The 16,955-nt window shown below is 41.9% G+C and carries 15 protein-coding genes; 1 reads left to right on the forward strand and 14 read right to left on the reverse strand.

The window, feature by feature from the left end; all coding sequences use genetic code 11:
- Positions 1-4: 4 nt before the first annotated feature.
- The 12 genes from G587_RS0101240 to G587_RS0101295 form a co-directional block, all read right to left on the reverse strand.
- Complete coding sequence (locus tag G587_RS0101240) at positions 5-1,627, reverse strand: hypothetical protein (RefSeq protein WP_026490743.1); 1,623 nt, start codon at positions 1,625-1,627, stop codon at positions 5-7.
- Positions 1,628-1,647: 20 nt separating this feature from the next.
- Entirely contained in the window at positions 1,648-2,151 is a 504-nt protein-coding gene (gene ybeY / locus G587_RS0101245; protein ID WP_026490744.1) for an rRNA maturation RNase YbeY, read from the reverse strand.
- Positions 2,135-3,379, reverse strand: a complete 1,245-nt coding sequence (locus G587_RS0101250) for a hypothetical protein (RefSeq protein ID WP_026490745.1) — start codon at positions 3,377-3,379, stop codon at positions 2,135-2,137. The genes ybeY and G587_RS0101250 overlap by 17 nt, the downstream gene beginning before the upstream one ends.
- A gap of 3 nt (positions 3,380-3,382) precedes the next feature.
- Positions 3,383-4,411, reverse strand: coding sequence for a PhoH family protein (locus G587_RS0101255; RefSeq protein WP_026490746.1), 1,029 nt, complete (start codon positions 4,409-4,411; stop codon positions 3,383-3,385).
- Positions 4,408-4,887, reverse strand: coding sequence for a 23S rRNA (pseudouridine(1915)-N(3))-methyltransferase RlmH (gene rlmH, locus G587_RS0101260; RefSeq protein WP_026490747.1), 480 nt, complete (start codon positions 4,885-4,887; stop codon positions 4,408-4,410). The genes G587_RS0101255 and rlmH overlap by 4 nt, the downstream gene beginning before the upstream one ends.
- Complete coding sequence (locus tag G587_RS0101265; protein WP_026490748.1) at positions 4,887-5,375, reverse strand: hypothetical protein; 489 nt, start codon at positions 5,373-5,375, stop codon at positions 4,887-4,889. Before G587_RS0101265 ends, rlmH begins: the two co-directional genes overlap by 1 nt.
- Positions 5,376-5,475: 100 nt before the next feature.
- Positions 5,476-6,867 (reverse strand): NADPH-dependent glutamate synthase, encoded by a 1,392-nt coding sequence (gene gltA / locus G587_RS0101270; RefSeq protein ID WP_035785275.1) that lies wholly within the window; start codon positions 6,865-6,867, stop codon positions 5,476-5,478.
- A 15-nt stretch (positions 6,868-6,882) separates the two neighbouring features.
- The gene (locus tag G587_RS0101275; protein WP_026490750.1) at positions 6,883-7,758 is read right to left on the reverse strand and encodes a sulfide/dihydroorotate dehydrogenase-like FAD/NAD-binding protein; all 876 of its coding nucleotides are present in this window, start codon (positions 7,756-7,758) and stop codon (positions 6,883-6,885) included.
- A 106-nt stretch (positions 7,759-7,864) separates the two neighbouring features.
- Positions 7,865-9,319: a chitobiase/beta-hexosaminidase C-terminal domain-containing protein gene (locus G587_RS0101280; protein ID WP_026490751.1), complete on the reverse strand. Its 1,455-nt coding sequence runs from the start codon at positions 9,317-9,319 to the stop codon at positions 7,865-7,867.
- A 5-nt stretch (positions 9,320-9,324) separates the two neighbouring features.
- Positions 9,325-10,182 carry a bifunctional methylenetetrahydrofolate dehydrogenase/methenyltetrahydrofolate cyclohydrolase FolD gene (gene folD / locus G587_RS0101285; RefSeq protein ID WP_026490752.1) on the reverse strand — a complete coding sequence of 286 codons (858 nt, stop codon included), beginning with the start codon at positions 10,180-10,182 and terminating at the stop codon, positions 9,325-9,327.
- Between the two features lie 25 nt (positions 10,183-10,207).
- Positions 10,208-11,884, reverse strand: coding sequence for a formate--tetrahydrofolate ligase (locus G587_RS0101290; RefSeq protein WP_026490753.1), 1,677 nt, complete (start codon positions 11,882-11,884; stop codon positions 10,208-10,210).
- Positions 11,885-11,938: 54 nt separating this feature from the next.
- Positions 11,939-14,779 (reverse strand): FtsK/SpoIIIE family DNA translocase, encoded by a 2,841-nt coding sequence (locus tag G587_RS0101295; RefSeq protein WP_026490754.1) that lies wholly within the window; start codon positions 14,777-14,779, stop codon positions 11,939-11,941.
- A 151-nt stretch (positions 14,780-14,930) separates the two neighbouring features.
- Here G587_RS0101295 and G587_RS0101300 point away from each other — a divergent pair, with 151 nt between their 5' ends.
- The gene (locus G587_RS0101300) at positions 14,931-15,509 is read left to right on the forward strand and encodes a hypothetical protein (RefSeq protein ID WP_026490755.1); all 579 of its coding nucleotides are present in this window, start codon (positions 14,931-14,933) and stop codon (positions 15,507-15,509) included.
- Positions 15,510-15,575: 66 nt separating this feature from the next.
- Here G587_RS0101300 and G587_RS0101305 read toward each other — a convergent pair whose 3' ends face one another.
- The gene (locus tag G587_RS0101305) at positions 15,576-16,130 is read right to left on the reverse strand and encodes a GNAT family N-acetyltransferase (protein ID WP_051200511.1); all 555 of its coding nucleotides are present in this window, start codon (positions 16,128-16,130) and stop codon (positions 15,576-15,578) included.
- 2 nt (positions 16,131-16,132) lie between these two features.
- Positions 16,133-16,945 (reverse strand): glutamate 5-kinase, encoded by an 813-nt coding sequence (gene proB / locus G587_RS0101310; protein WP_026490757.1) that lies wholly within the window; start codon positions 16,943-16,945, stop codon positions 16,133-16,135.
- Between the last annotated feature and the right edge of the window lie 10 nt (positions 16,946-16,955).

Here is a 16,955-nt window from a genome sequence, read left to right on the forward strand (position 1 = left end):
TAGCTTAATCCCTTTCTCTTCCGATCATATCAGAAACAAGTGCAAAGTAGTCACCAAGGGGCATTCTCTCAACCTCGTATCTGTTGACACTGCCAAGCACGATAAGAAGTATCATATATACCAGAAATGCCACTGCAACCGCAATTATAAAGGTGAGTATCTCACCAATAACATTCACAAGAAGTCTGTCTATAAGTAGCGCTGCAAGTCCTGAAATAACCGCAGCGATAAGAGGCAGCAAAATATTTCTGATCATCATAAGGTTTACATCAAGCATCACCTTGATCTCAAAAATACCAAGAATACCCTGCACCACAAACATAGCTGCAAATGCTGCTATTGAAGCATGGATGCCAAAACCTCCTGCATAAGACATTGCGAGAAGAACTGCGATATGAACGATAACTCCAACCACAAGATTACCGATCATAACAACCTTGTTCTTAAGCTGCTTAAGTAAAAATGACTGGAATATAATGACGGCCCCGGGTATAACAACGGGAATTGCCATTATAACCATATCTACTCCTGCTTCATTACTCTTACCGAAAATAACGGTATTAAAGGTGTGAGCCAGAAGCATTATCCATATAACCACAGGAAAAATAAGCATAGCTTCAAAGTGAATCAGATGCTGTAATCTTCCTCTTGCAGCCTTATAGTCTTTTTTAACGATGCTGACATGAACACCGTACCAGGATTTTACAAAGGGAAGCGCCGTAATAAATACGAAGAATATTACAACTGCAACACACTGACCGATGTAAATCCCCCAGTTATTAATGTTGTTGTCGTTTGGATGAAGTTTGTGAGCAACATTCAAATATACGCACTCATCAATAAATACGAGAATACCTGTGGTCGCTGCGATAAGGCAGTTTACGATAAGGTCATTCACACATTCATTCTTCTGGTTATTAACTACAGGTGTACTCTCCTCAGCGATTTCCTGAAGATCTCTCTTTCTAAGAAGGAACATTATAGTTACAAAAATAAGACTGATAAGAGCACTTAAGGTAATTCCAATCGCAGCACCGATCGCGCCATAGGCTGGTGCAATATCATTTACATGCATAAGAGCATCAACCTTTTTACCATAGTCATATACTGCATTTGACATAACGAAGGTTGTTGCAAGTGTAATAACAGTCAGAATAGCATCTGAAATAACAGAAACAAGAGCATATCCTGATCCGCTGAGATACCCTCTAAGGACGCCCTGAATACTCAAAAACAGAAACGCCGGCGATGCCATAAGAAGAACATAAAAGCTTCTCGGCGAATGGAATACCAGATTGGCAAATACAATTGAAAGACCTGCCATAAGCAGAGATATCACAAGGCCTCCAACAAAGCTTATTATCATAAGCTGTTTAACATTTTTTCTGGCACAGTTCATCTGCCCTCTGTAAAGTCTGTTTCTTACCATTTCCTTGGTCGTGGTCTCAAAGGCGCAGATAAATACGCAGTAGGCAATCATGAAAAGTATTATAGGTGCTGCAAGAAAGCCTACACCATCCGAACCTGTCAAATCAAAAAATACAATAAGCAGCGCCATAATAGACAAAATAAAAATCATTCCGGACGCAAGAACTACATCAGGTCTAATCTTAAACTTTTTACTCATACCTCTCACCCTTTTTACACTTAATCTCTGGTGATATTAAGTGTCTGTAAAACCTTTTCCTGTTTCCCCTCCATAACAGCTGCTTCATCGGCTTCCATGTGATCATATCCGCAAAGATGAAGCATTGAATGAGCCACAAGGAAGGCGAATTCCCTGAGCTCACTGTGTCCATATTCAGCAGCCTGCTCTCTTACCCGTTTTTCATTAATTACGATATCCCCAAGAAAAACCATTCCGCTTTCAGGATCTATAATATCTATCCGCTGATCGCCCTCTGCCACGGAAAAATCCCCCGGAGCATCGTACTCGATATTTGGAAAAGATAACACATCTGTCGCAGAATCAATATCACGAAACTGCGAATTCATCTCTCTAATGCCTTCATCATCAGTGATGAGAAGACTTATCTGAACATCAAAGGGGCATCCCTCGCTACTAAGCACCTCAGCTGCCACCTTTTTTGCCACCTCTTCAATATCAAACGAAAAAGCAGCATCCACCTCATTATCAACGAAGAAAATCATAGTAGAGCTTCTCCTTTTTCATAAGCTTCTTCATTCTCTCTATCTCATAGAGGGAAATGTCATAGTTGTAAAGTTCATTATTCTCCATCTTGTGAATAAAGATCTTATCTATAAGCTCATCATAATTGATCTTGGTATCCTTATCCTTCTCAAAAAGATAATTAATGGAAGCGATAAGTGTTTCACACATATAAATAATAGCAGATTCTTTGGACAATGGCTTGGATTTATCGTTTTCAATATATTCCTTAAGATAATCCACTGCCTCCTGGGGGAAATTATTCTCGATATAAAAATGCTTCACATCAGCCCAGGTCTTAGAGCCATCTATAACACCGATCTTATAATAATAAGACATCGTCTTTACTGCTCTGGCATTAAGCCCAAGGTCCAAAGCAATTCTCTCTGCAAGATACGCAATATGGATTGCTCTGAAATATGCATTCTTGTCCTTTTCCTTAAGCTGAACAAGAAGCGGATACTCAGTATCATTAATGTCCATATACCTGTCATTACTCTTCCTGATTACGTAAACACCGAAAATATTTAGAAGAATAAGCGTAAGTATAAGGTTGATGATAATATTTACCAGCGGCGCAATGAGCATCGTAAGTGAAAAGGTTCTGTTCTGGAACAGAATGTCAAAGGCCACCAGGAGCATAAACAAAAGCGAAACCACTATAAAAAGCGGAGCTCCGAGCTTTGTTGTCTCAGTAAGATCTCTTAAAAGAACAAGTATTACCACACCTGTCAAAAAGTAAATGAAAAATTCAGCATAGCCGCCTTCTTTTTCAAGAAGTACCGCAAACATCACGAGCATTGAGCCTGAAAACAGTCCAATCTCATTTGTTGAAAAAAGCCCAAGCAAAAGAAAAATAAACATAAAGGGCCATATCTCAGGTGTTACCAGAGGCAGAAAAACAGAAATAATCAGTCCTATATAATATGAGAAAACAAATCTGTTTCTCTTTTGGCCATTATCATAGGAAAACAGCCCCCTCACACTTGCATCATTTAGCATAAATATAAGTATACCGCCACACAAAAAGCCGGTGACTGTATTTCTTATAATATTTTCCGTTTTTAATCCATAAAGTATTGAAAATACCAAAAGGATAATTCCTGTCACAAAAAAGATAGAGCCGAACAGAAGCTTTATAACTCTTTCACTTTTGTCAAACGTAGAATTCAGAACAGCATTATCCTTATTCTCATTTATATTTTCCATGATTTAACGTCTTTCCCGTTTCTTTATTGCTCTCTTTTTTTCTTCGTTGGTCCTGGACTTTTCAAAGTCCTCATAGGCCTTTACAATCTGCTGAACAAGAGGATGACGAACAACGTCTCTACTTGTAAGATTGCAAAATGCTATATCATCGATTTTCTTAAGGACTGCCGAAGCAATATCAAGACCTGACTTTGTATCAGCAGGTAAATCCTTCTGGGAGGAATCACCGGTTATGATAACCTTTGAACCAAAGCCAATTCTTGTAAGGAACATCTTCATCTGAGCAGGAGTTGTATTCTGGGCCTCATCAAGAATGATAAAGGCATTATCCAGAGTCCTTCCTCTCATATATGCAAGAGGCGCAACCTCAATAAGTCCCTTCTCCATATTCTTAACAAAATTATCAGCGCCCATTATCTGGTAAAGAGCGTCGTATAAAGGTCTAAGATACGGATCAACCTTACTCTGTAAGTCTCCTGGCAAAAAGCCAAGCTTTTCTCCTGCTTCAATCGCAGGTCTTGTGAGGATAATCCTCTCAACCTCACCCTTCTGAAAAGCAGTGATGGCCATTGCCATACCAAGATAGGTCTTACCAGTTCCGGCAGGACCAAGTCCGAACACTATCATCTTATTACGAATGGCATCAACATATTTCTTCTGTCCGAGAGTCTTGGGCTTAATGGGCTTTCCATTGACAGTGTGACATATTACATCGCCTTCTATCTCAGTAAGCACATGTCCTGCAGCCTTCTCCTCATCCTCGGAAGGGTCATTCTTAAGAGCTATGGCATAGTTAACGCTCTGCTCCTCAATCTCCGATCCCGTCACTGACAGTCCTGCAAGCTCACTTATGATGTCATAGGCTTTATTAACGCTTTCGCCTGTACCTATAATGTGAAGCTCGCCGCTTCTGTCAATTATTTCAACCTTAAGGTTATCCTCGATCTTGCGGATGTACTTATCGTGCTGACCGAAGATGCTCTGCATCTCTTCTATTCCAAGATCCATGGTTTTCTCAGTAATATTACTCATTTATGATATGGTTCTCCATTTATTATTCTGTAAGCTCTGTAAATCTGTTCAAGCAGAATTACTCTCATCATCTGATGAGGAAATGTCATGTCGGAAAAGCTAAGCTTCCTGTCACACGTCTTTAATACCTCATCAGAAAGTCCAAGGGAACCTCCTATTACGAACTGCATTCTGCTGCATCCCTGAACGCTCTCATTTTGAATCACACCAGCAAAGCCAGTTGATGAAAAGCGTTTACCGTCTATAGCCAAAGCAAATTTCAAGGCCTTGGGATCCAGATATTTTAAAAGCTTCTGGCCTTCCTTATCCTTGATCTGCTTCTCAACGGACCAAGGAGCATTGTCAGGAGTTTTCTCATCCTGAACCTCTATTATCTCCAGCTTACAGTATCTTGAAAGTCTCTTGGAATATTCTGAAATTGCATCATTCCAATATTTCTCTTTTATTTTACCAACACAGAGAATATCAATAGCAATCAATTTTCATCTCCAAATACTTTTGTATAAAAACCGTCAATAAAGGAATCGATAAGCTCCTCATCGACGTTCATAAACTGTTTTTCAATTCTTTTCTTTATGTACTCTGTACGTTTGAAGTAAAGATCCTCTTTATCTGTGAGCTTCTCGTATACTTCATCGTCATCATACATATGCTCGTCAATTACTTCAGCCTTAAGTTCTTCTTCACACCACCCGGTGATCTTATCAAAAACCGTATCCTCCTCGGCTGCTTTACCTTTGAATATCTTATAGCTTTTTACAGCTAAAATCCCCATAACGAAAAACAACACAAACAGAGCTCCCATAACTCCGCATGTGAGGTATTTATTAAACATAGGCATGTTTAGTGGATTTTTAATTAGAAAAAAGATATCCCCAATGAGACCCAGAGTCCCGACAGTAATCAGCATAATTCCTGAAGACTGATTGTCCTCGGCTTTTTGCGCACTGCTTTGATATACCATATACTTCCCCCAGTATTACCCTCATCCGGCAGCAAAGCTGCCGACTTCCCCCAGAGGGGGAAGTCTTTAGTTGGCACAAAGTGCCGGATAATGGTTATTTTTATTTATTACTTAAATATTCATCAATACCCTGTGCTGCAGCCTTACCTGCACCCATTGCAAGAATAACTGTTGCAGCGCCTGTAACGGCATCTCCTCCGGCAAATACGCCATCCTTTGAAGTCTGTCCGTTTGCTTCATCAGCAACGATACATCTTCTCTTATTTACATCAAGACCCTCTGTGGTGCTTGAAATAAGCGGGTTAGGGCTTGTTCCGAGTGACATGATAACTGCATCGCACTCGATCTCAAACTCAGAACCGGGAACCTCAACAGGGCTTCTTCTGCCACTCTCATCGGGCTCACCAAGCTCCATTCTGATGCACTTGCAGCCTCTTACCCATCCGTCCTCATTCTCAAGAACTTCTACAGGGTTGCAAAGAAGGTCAAAGATGATGCCTTCCTGCTTAGCATGCTCAACTTCCTCTTTTCTTGCAGGAAGCTCTTCCTCACTACGTCTGTATACGATGTGAACCTCTGCACCGAGACGAAGAGCTGTTCTTGCAGCGTCCATAGCAACGTTACCACCGCCGACAACTACGCACTTCTTAGGTCTCATGATAGGTGTTGTGCTGTCCTCAGAGAAAGCCTTCATAAGATTGCTTCTTGTAAGGAACTCGTTAGCTGAGAATACACCGAGAGCCTGCTCACCGGGAATATTCATGAATCTGGGAAGACCTGCGCCTGAACCGATAAATACAGCCTCAAAGCCTTCGTCCTTCATAAGAGAGTCGATAGTAACTGACTTTCCGATTACTACGTCCTTCTCGATCTTAACGCCAAGTGACTCAACGTTCTCGATTTCCTTCTTAACAACAGCGTCCTTGGGAAGACGGAATTCAGGAATACCGTAAACAAGAACACCACCTGCCTCATGAAGAGCCTCGAAAATAGTTACGTCATAGCCCATTCTTGCAAGATCGCCTGCGCATGTAAGACCTGCAGGGCCTGAACCGATAATGGCAACCTTCTTGCCCTTCTTCTCCTTAGCGCCCTGGGGCTTAATGCCTCTTTCTCTTGCTGCATCAGCAACAAATCTCTCAAGCTTACCGATTGCAACTGCTTCGCCCTTGATACCGCGTACACATTTACCCTCACACTGACTCTCTTGAGGGCAAACACGTCCACAAACTGCAGGAAGTGCGCTGGACTCACTTATTGTCTGATAAGCCTGCTCAACATTGCCTTCCTTAAGCTCCTGGATAAATTTAGGAATATTAATAGATACGGGACATCCCTGAACACACTGAGGATTAGGGCAGTTAAGGCATCTTGTAGCCTCATCTACAGCTTCCTGTTCGTTGTATCCCAAGCATACTTCTTCAAAATTGGTAGCGCGAACCTTCGCATCCTGCTCGCGAACCGGAACTCTTGTCCAAACGTCTTGTGCCATTTTTATCTCCAATCTTTAATTACAGTTTCCACATCCGCCATGGTGGGTATCGCCTTCCTGCTCTTTAAGTGCAAGACGTCCCTCCTCAGTCTGATATAGTCTCATACGCTTCATAGCCTGGTCAAAATCAACCTCGTGTCCGTCGAACTCAGGTCCGTCAACACAGGCAAACTTAACCTTTCCACCTACTGTAAGACGGCATGCACCGCACATACCAGTACCGTCAACCATGATAGTATTCATGCTGACTATAGTGGGAATGCCAAGTTCTTTTGTAAGCTTGCAGACAAACTTCATCATGATCATGGGTCCGATAGCTACACAGTGATCATAGCGCTTTCCTTCATCGTAAAGGTCCTGAAGGCACTTTGTAACCATACCCTCTCTGCCGTATGATCCGTCATCTGTTGTAACATAGAGATTACAAACTGTCTTGAATCTCTCTTCGAGAATTACAAGATCCTTGTTCTTGGCACCAATGATAACATCACAATCAACACCGTGCTCCTTGAGCCATTTAGCCTGAGGATATACGGGTGCTGTACCTACGCCACCGGCGATAAATACAATCTTCTTTTTCTTGAGTTCTTCAATATCCTCACTGCAAAGATCTGAAGCATTACCAAGGGGTCCTACAACATCTGCAAGAGTGTCCCCTGCCTTCTTACGGCAGATCTTGCGTGATTCAGCACCAAGTGCCTGAACAACAAGCTCAACAGTACCTTTTTCTCTGTCATAGTCGCAGATAGTAAGCGGAATACGCTCTCCATCCTCTTCAGCACGAACAATAAGAAATTGTCCGGGCAAACATGTGCCGGCTACGCGGGGAGCTTCTACGATAAGCTGATGAATATTCGCAGCTAGCTCATTAGCCTCTAAAATTTTGAACATTGCTCTCCTCCTGAATCTTTAAATTCTCTAAAATCATTATGATAAAAATAATAATAGATACATAAATCATTTTCAAGCTTTGATATGGTAAAGTGTTAAAGAATTTTTATCTGTTTGAAATAGTGATAAGAGTATAGTTACCACTTGAGTCATAACCAAGTCGGTTTACTTTACCATCATGCTTGTTTACGGCATACAAAAGACCTGTGTCACTTGTATGGCCATCATTAAATACGTGGGTCTCGGTAAACATGTAATAGTCTCCGGAGCCAGCTATCTCAATATCACCACTGTAAACATAATCGTAGTGACCCTCTTCACCTCTTACTGATCCGCTCATATCAAGCAGGATATCAAGCTTATACAGTATCTTTATTATGCTTTCCCTTGCCTGGTCTACGGAAACCATGGTGGTATATGACAGGTGATAATTCTTCTCTACAACTTCACTGTAGTTACCCTCATCATCCACGGTCACAAACTTAAATGTCGTTGTACCTACAGGCATTGAAATCGGTGCCGTATACTCAGTGGAGCTCTCAGTAGGAGTGCTTCCGTCTGTTGTATAGAAAATTCTGCAGCCCGGATCACACACAGCAACTATCATTGTAGCTGAAGTATATTCACCACTTTCCTCCATGACTGAAGGCTCTGCAGGACCAAAGTTCTCAAGATGGAAAGCGGCTGTTGATACATCACTTTTAATACCATACCTGTTAACAATAGCAGTTTTAATTACGTAATTGCCTTCCTCTTCAAGGACAAGCTCGTTTTCATATAAAATACTTGTCTCATCAGGCTCTGCGCCATTAACGGTATAATATATATTTCCATCCGTTGAATCGGTTATTCTAACATTGACAGGCTCCTCATAGGTACCCTCTTCAGGATAAATCTTGGGAGCTTCAGGCAAATACTTACGGTATTTTTCCTTTGCTATAGTAAGATCAGAATTTATCAGAAGCTCATGTATATCCGCATAAGCTCCGGCCTGCTCATAAGAAGCAATTATCTGATCCATTGCAGCAAGAGCTGTATCATCACCGTAAATAGAGGAATCGGACAGCTCATGAATGGTATTTATGGCTGCATCCTTTTCTCCGGCTTCCATCTGATATTCATACTTCATAAATACCAGTTCCGCTCTCTTTTCTGTCTCTTCAGCAGGAAGAGTTGAAAGCGCACTGTCTATGGCAGTTATAGCCTGATCAAGCTTTCCTTCTACGTAATATTTTTCAGCCTGCTCTTCATAGTTTCCAGGGCTCTTTTGTCCATCAAACATGAACATGAGCACAATAATGAAAGCAATGATTATTCCAACTGCAGTAATAGCAGGAACAACAAAGGGCTTAAGCTCATTCTTGTTGGCCTTTGATCCGGGAAGTCGTTTTGTATAAAAAACACTTTCGTCCTTCAGATCATCTGCAACACCGGAAAGAGATTCATTTATTCTGTTTTCAATTAAAGGATCAAATTCCGGAACAAAGTTTATTTCTTTGCCACAGACCTCACAGTAAAGATGCCCTTCCGGAATTTCTGCTCCACAATTAGGACATTTCATAAATATTATTCTCCGGCTTTACGAAGTGCTGATTCAAGGCAATTGCTCATAAGCATTGCAATTGTCATGGGACCTACGCCACCAGGAACAGGAGTAATAGCCGTACACTTTGGAGCAACGTTGTCATAATCCACATCACCGCAAAGCTTACCTGTCTCGGCATTTCTGTTAATACCTACATCTATGATAACAGCGCCGTCCTTTACATAGTCCTCTGTTATCATCTTAGGCTTACCTATAGCTGCTATAAGTATTTCAGCTCTCTTGCAGACTGCCTTAAGATCAGCAGTTCTTGAATGAGCAATTGTAACTGTGGCATTTTCTCTAAGCATGAGAAGTGCCATAGGCTTACCTACTATATTACTTCTTCCGACAATAACACATTCCTTACCGGAAATATCGATGTCAGACCTCTTAAGAAGCTGAATTATTCCGGCAGGTGTACAGGAAACGAATCCCTTTTCGCCGATGCAAAGAGCACCAACATTCATAGGATGGAAGCCATCCACATCCTTTTCAGGAGAAATAGCATCTATTACAGTTTTCTCGTCAATCTGCTTGGGAACAGGCATCTGAACGAGAATTCCATGAACGCTGTCATCCTTGTTGAGTTTGTCTATGAGCTCAAGCAGCTCTTCCTGAGTTGTCTCCTCCGGAAGCTCATAGGATAAGGATTTAAAGCCAACGTACTCGCAAGCCTTCTTCTTGTTTCTTACATATACCTGTGATGCAGGGTCAGCACCTACAAGAATAACTGCAAGGCATACCTCTATTCCGGTCTTCGCCTTGAGCTCGGCGGTCTTTGCCTTAACCTCATCCTTAACCTGCTGTGAAATAGTCTTGCCGTCGATAATTTTCATAATATTTTAACTCCCGTCTTAAAATAAATCAGAACAATCCTACAATATTTCCGTTGTCATCTACATCAATGTCGAAGGCAGCAGGCTTCTTAGGAAGTCCCGGCATTGTCATTATATTGCCTGTAAGGGCAACAATAAATCCGGCACCTGCTGAAACATATACATCTCTTACATTAATATTAAATCCTGACGGTCTTCCAAGAAGCGTAGGATCATCTGAAAGTGAATACTGTGTTTTAGCCATGCAGACAGGGAGCTTACCATATCCCATATCCTCTATCTTCTTAAGCTGCTTCTTTGCTGCAGGTGCATAGGTAACACCATTAGCGCCGTAAATCTTCTTAGCAACAGCTTCGATCTTCTCCTCGGGAGAAATGTCATCTGCATAGATAGGTGCATAGTTTGAAGGCTTAGTCTCAAGAGTATTGATAACAGCCTTTGCAAGAGCTTCGCCGCCTTTTCCGCCGTGCTCCCATACTTCTGATATAGCAAAATCGCAGCCTCTCTTCTCGCAGAAATCCTTTACAAAAGCGATCTCTGCCTCTGTATCTGTAAGGAAGCTGTTAAGTGTAACAACAACCGGTACGCCGTACTGCTGGAGGTTTTCAATGTGCTTCTCAAGATTAGTGATTCCCTTCTTCAGCGCATCAAGGTTCTCCTCTGAAAGCTGATCCTTGGGAACAAGTCCGTTATACTTAAGTGCTCTGATAGTTGCAACAAGTACAACTGCATCAGGCTTAAGACCATGCATTCTGCACTTGATATCAAGGAATTTCTCAGCACCAAGGTCAGCACCGAAGCCTGCCTCTGTGATAGTGATATCTGCCATATGAAGAGCTGCATTCGTAGCTCTTATGGAGTTACAGCCATGAGCGATATTAGCAAAAGGACCACCATGCACAAGTACAGGTGTGTGCTCAAGAGTCTGTACAAGGTTAGGCTTCATTGCATCCTTAAGAAGTGCCGCCATAGCACCTACTGCCTTAAGATCACCTGCTGTAACAGGCTCACCCTGGTAGTTATATGCAACAACAATTCTTGAAAGCCTTTCCTTTAAGTCCTTCATGTCCTTAGCAAGACAGAGAATAGCCATAACCTCTGTAGCAACGGTTATAACGAAATGATCCTCTCTTACTACACCGTCCATCTTGTTCCCAAGACCTACAACGATGTTCCTAAGAACTCTGTCGTTCATATCCTCGCAACGCTTAAAGATTATCTGTCTTGTATCGATTCCAAGCTCGTTACCCTGCTGAATATGGTTATCCAGAAGCGCAGCAAGAAGGTTATTAGCTGAAGTTATGGCATGAAAATCACCTGTAAAGTGAAGGTTCATATCGTCCATAGGTACAACCTGTGCGTATCCGCCGCCGGCTGCGCCACCCTTAATTCCAAAGCAGGGTCCAAGTGAAGGCTCACGAAGTGCGATCACTGTCTTCTTACCAAGAAGCGAAAGTGCATCACCAAGTCCTACACTTGTAGTTGTTTTGCCTTCTCCGGCAGGAGTAGGATTAATAGCAGTAACCAGAACAAGCTTGCCTATCTTGTTACCGGCTATTTTCTGCAGGTATTCCTCTGACAATTTTGCCTTATGCTTACCGTAGAGCTCTAAGTCATCCTCGGTTATGCCGATGCTCTCAGCAACCTTCTTGATCGGCCATAGCTCGGCCTCTCTTGCGATTTCAATATCTGATTTTACTGCCATAATAAACTCCTCCTAAATTATTAAAAAAATACAACCTCGCTAGGTGTCTACTTTTCACGAAGCATTATCTATCATATTTTCAAATTCTTCTTTTGTCATAAGAATTTTTCTTGGCTTTGTTCCTTCCTCAGGGCCGACAACGCCGGCATCACTGAGCTGATCCATGATTCTCGCTGCTCTGTTAAAGCCAATCTTATAAAGTCTCTGCAGCATTCCTATGGATGCCTTTTCCTTTTCTATAATAGCAGCTCCGGCCTGTGCAAACAGAGGATCCACATCAGATCCGCCATCGGACACATCTCCTGCAGCTACATTAGCTGCTGATTTTGAAGATACTTCCATGTTGGAAATCTCTTCTGATACATTGTCGCCGTAGTTAGTCTCAACGCCCTGATTCTTAACAAAATCAGTAACTGCCTGAACCTCATCATCAGATACAAAGCAGCCCTGAACTCTGGCTGGTTTGTTGTAGCCTCTCGGGAAGAAAAGCATATCTCCCTTTCCGATAAGCTTCTCAGCGCCGTAGCTGTCAAGGATTGTTCTTGAATCAACACCACTTGAAACTGCAAACGCTATACGGCTGGGAATATTGGCCTTAATAAGCCCTGTAATAACATCAACCGAAGGTCTCTGAGTTGCAATAATAAGGTAGATACCGGCAGCTCTTGCAAGCTGTGTAAGTCTTACTATTGAATCCTCAACCTCATTCTTAAACTGCATCATAAGATCTGCAAGCTCGTCTACGATAACAACTATCTCAGGCATCTTCTGCATGGACTCATCATCAGAGTGCTCACACATAGTATTATAGCCCTTAAGATCTCTAACCTTTGCATTTGCAAACTTCTTATATCTTGTTGTCATCTCTGCAACAGCCCAGTTAAGCGCTGCGGCAGCCTTCTTAGGATCTGTTACAACTGGAATAAGAAGGTGAGGTATTCCGTTGTATACAGAAAGCTCAACTATCTTAGGGTCGATCATGATAAGGCGTACATCCTCAGGGGAAGCCTTATAAATGATACTCATAATAATCGTATTGATACATACCGATTTACCAGAACCGGTAGCACCTGCAATAAGAAGGTGAGGCATCTTTGCGATATCAGTCACAACGAGCTTACCTGCTATATCCTTACCGATAGCAACCGAAAGCTTTGATTTTGACTTCTGGAACTCCTCACTCTCAATAAGATCCCTTAAAGCAACCATGGAGTTTTCTTTGTTGGGAACCTCGATTCCTACAGCGGATTTTCCGGGAATAGGAGCTTCTATTCTTATATCAGTAGCTGCAAGGTGCATCTTGATATCATCAGCAAGATCAACTATCTTCCTAACCTTGACACCGGCTTCAGGCTGAAGCTCGTATCTTGTTACGGAAGGCCCCTGGCTGATATCTGTAACAGTAGCATTTACATGGAACATGGAAAGAGTATCCTGCAGAGTCATGGCAGTCTCTTTTAAGTGTTTTGCTGAATCCCCCTTGCCCTTTGTTCCTTTTTTAAGAAGCTTAAATGGTGGGAATTCATATTCCATAACAGGTCGCTTCATGATCTCCTTTTGCTGTTCCTGTCTCTTTACAGCCTCCTCTTTATTCCTGGTGCTTGTAATATAGTCTGTGCTGTGAACAGCATATTCTCCGTTATAATCAGGAGCGAGAGTCTCTGAATGGATCGGTATGTTGTCCATTTCATCCTTTTTCTCCTCACGAAGCTTTGCAACAGGTCTGTAATTCTTAACCGCTGTCAGAGCTTCCAGAGCTGCACTCTCATCATAATCGTCCTCAGCCTCTTCAGGTTCAGCTGCCACATCGGCGATATCAATAGTGTGATGGTCGTCTGAAGCAACCTCCTTCGGCGGAGTCTTCATAACGAACTGTCCGTCAGGCTGCTCCCTTGTAGACAGGCTCGGATTGAATCTGATCTCATGAATGTCATCATGAATCTCCTCTTCGGGAATGAAAACATTCTGAACTACAGGCTCTTCGTCTTCTTCAGCATCATCAAGACCGTGAATGTTAAACTCCTGAACCTTAGTCTCCTTAGCCTCTTCTGCTATTTCATCCTCGTAGTCTTCATCCTCCTCGGAATCAAGAAGAGTATTCATACTTACGCCTGATACCTTCTTATCCATACGAAGAATCTTGGCATCCTCTTTCTGTTCAAGAAGTAGCTGCTCTTCCTCTTCCATCTGTAGACGTCTCTCCTCGCGGAGTCTCGCACGCTCATCCCAGCGGTCTCTGTAATCAAGAGCCTCCTGTCTGGTTCTCTCTATGACATGCTTTCCGCCCTTCTTAACGCTGTTCAGCATGGTCTTTTGTGTAAACAGGGAAACTCCGATAAAGCCTGCAACCAACATGACAATTATCGTTCCTGCAAGTGATAAATTATGATAAACAAGATAAGCAATGCTTCCGCCTATAAATCCGCCGCCATTTTGTTCCTTAAGGGCTGACTCATAGATATCTGCTGCGCTGTAGGCTGTCATAGTCTGAATCCTGCCGCAGATAAGCTCGAAAAACATGCCAAATACCAATATGATAAGCAGTCCTGAGAATATCTTCCTCAGAGCTGCCGGACTAGGTCCGTTAGACAATAAAAGAGCGCCTATTCCAAAACCAACAATAGGCATAATATAAGCAGTAAGGCCGAAAATCCCGAACATAATACCGCTGATAGCATTTCCGAAACTACCGCATATTCCAAAATTGCACAAAAATAAAAAGATCGTTAAAGCTGCGAATACAATTAGCATTATCTCGCTCTTTACTGCGTAATCCAGTGGCTCATCATCGTATCTCGCCCTGGTTCTTGCATGCGCCTCTGTTGATCTTTTACTTTTAGCTTTACCTGTCTGTCTGCTCGCTGTGGAGCGTTTTCTTGAATTACTTGTAGCCATATTCACCCATTACTTTTTTCAAAACTTTTCCCCTGCATGCGCATAATAAAGGAATGCACATACACAAAACAGTATACCATTTTTACACTCTTTGTGCTATACTTAACACGCTCAGTGATAACGTATTTCTAATTTTGGAGGAAATTTACATATGGAATTCAGACAGGAACTTGAGACAGGATTACTCAAGCAGATCGGTAACGTTGAGAACACTCTTAAGATTAAGGAAGTAGCTTCAAAGTGCAGATTACTTAAAACCGAGAACGGTATTAAAGTAGAACTTTCTTATACAGGCCCTAATGCCAGCAAATATCTTCAGTATGTTGAGAAACATCGTGAGGAGCTTACTAATTATCTTCTTCACCCCGATGATGCTGATCTCTACGAGTGGATGGAGACAAGTCACCAGACTACCATCACTCTTAAGAAGCATGAGAAGGAAAAGCTCATCCTTTACGTTAACTTCGATCCCGATACCTTCAATCTCATTACAGGTATCGCAGATGAGAACGTAACAATGAAGCTTGGTACTCCTCTTATGAATATCTGCATTAAGGATATGTCAAGAAGTGCTTTCAAGCTTGCTATTTTCGAGATGCTTCTTCTTGCAGATGAGATTGCTCTTGCAATGGGTAATGAAGAGCTCAAGAAGATGGCTAATATCGAGATGGTTAAGACATACCTCTCAGAGATTTATGATAAGTTCCATGAAGGTTCTATCATCGAATAATCCGATAATCTATTTAGCAATTATTTAAATATAAAGACAGTTAAGACTTATGATCTTAACTGTCTTTTATTTTCTAAAAAAATATTCCTGTGCCGTTACGCACATCATGGTCTCATTGTAATATTCCTTAAGCATCGCATTAAATAAATGCTCATTTCTGTGATGGAATTTAAGGCCGCTTCTTTCTATAACATTTCTTGATCTTTCATTGCCATCAAAAAAGCCGCACCAGATTCTGCTAAGGCCGACCTCTACAAAGCTGTATCTTACAAGCTCTGTTAAAGCCTCCGTGGCGTATCCCTTTCCCCAGTAGTTTTTACCGAGCCAGTAGCCTATCTCAGCTTCATCTTCACGGTCTATTCCTCTTTTGGGTGAGCTCCCGATGCGAACTCCGATACTTCCAATGGGAGATTCCGGATCCTCCTTAAGGGTAATGGCATATTCTCCGTCATCCATTAAAAGTGTCCTTATTATCGCTCTCGAATAATCAGTATCCTTGTGAGGAAGCCAGCCTGCTCCTTTTCCTATATCAGGATCACAGGCAAGTCCATATAAAATTTCAGCGTCTTTCTCCTTCCATTTACGAAGGATAAGACGCTCAGTTTTTATAGTACCAACCAAAATCAGTTGTTCTCCTTTGCAACAAACAAAGTTCCTACATGCTTTTTATTGATAATGTCATATAGATAATCAGTGTTCTTACCATTGGTAATAAGGACATCGACGCCCTTGGAGGTAGCATACTCGGCTGCCTGAAGTTTTGTAATCATACCACCTGTTCCACGGTTAGAACCACTGCCCTCAGCAAGTGCATATATATCCTCATTGATCTCCTCGACGCGGCTTATAAGCTTAGCGTCAGGATTGGTTGAAGGATTTTTATCATAAAATCCCTCGATATCAGAGAGAATAATAAGCTTGCATGCGCCGCAGAATGCAGCAACAATAGCTGAAAGCATATCATTATCAGAGAAAAGCTTCTGATCAGATTCAATCTCCACATGGCTGACTGAGTCATTCTCATTGACAATGGGAATGATGTGGTTCTCAAGAAGAGCATCAAAAGTGTTCTGAAGATTCTCTTTTCTTGCGGGATTCTCAACATCATCATTATCAAGAAGAATCTGACCTACAAGTCTTCCATATTCGCCGAAAAGCTTATCATACAGATGCATAAGCTCGCACTGTCCTACTGAAGCAGCTGCCTGCTTAAGTCTTAAGCTCTTTGGCTTTTGCTGTAATCTCATCTTGTTAGCCCCGACGGCAATCGCGCCGGAACTAACAAGAACAACGTCATAACCTAAATTTTCAATTCCTGCAAGAGCTCTGCAAAGAAGGTCGATCTGGTGAATATTGATTCCACCGTTTTCATTTGTAATTGTAGATGTTCCTACCTTTACAACAATACGCTCTTTTCTGATTTCCTTTGGACTCATAAAATACCTT

This window comes from Butyrivibrio sp. XPD2002, assembly GCF_000423945.1.
GTDB lineage: Bacteria > Bacillota > Clostridia > Lachnospirales > Lachnospiraceae > Butyrivibrio.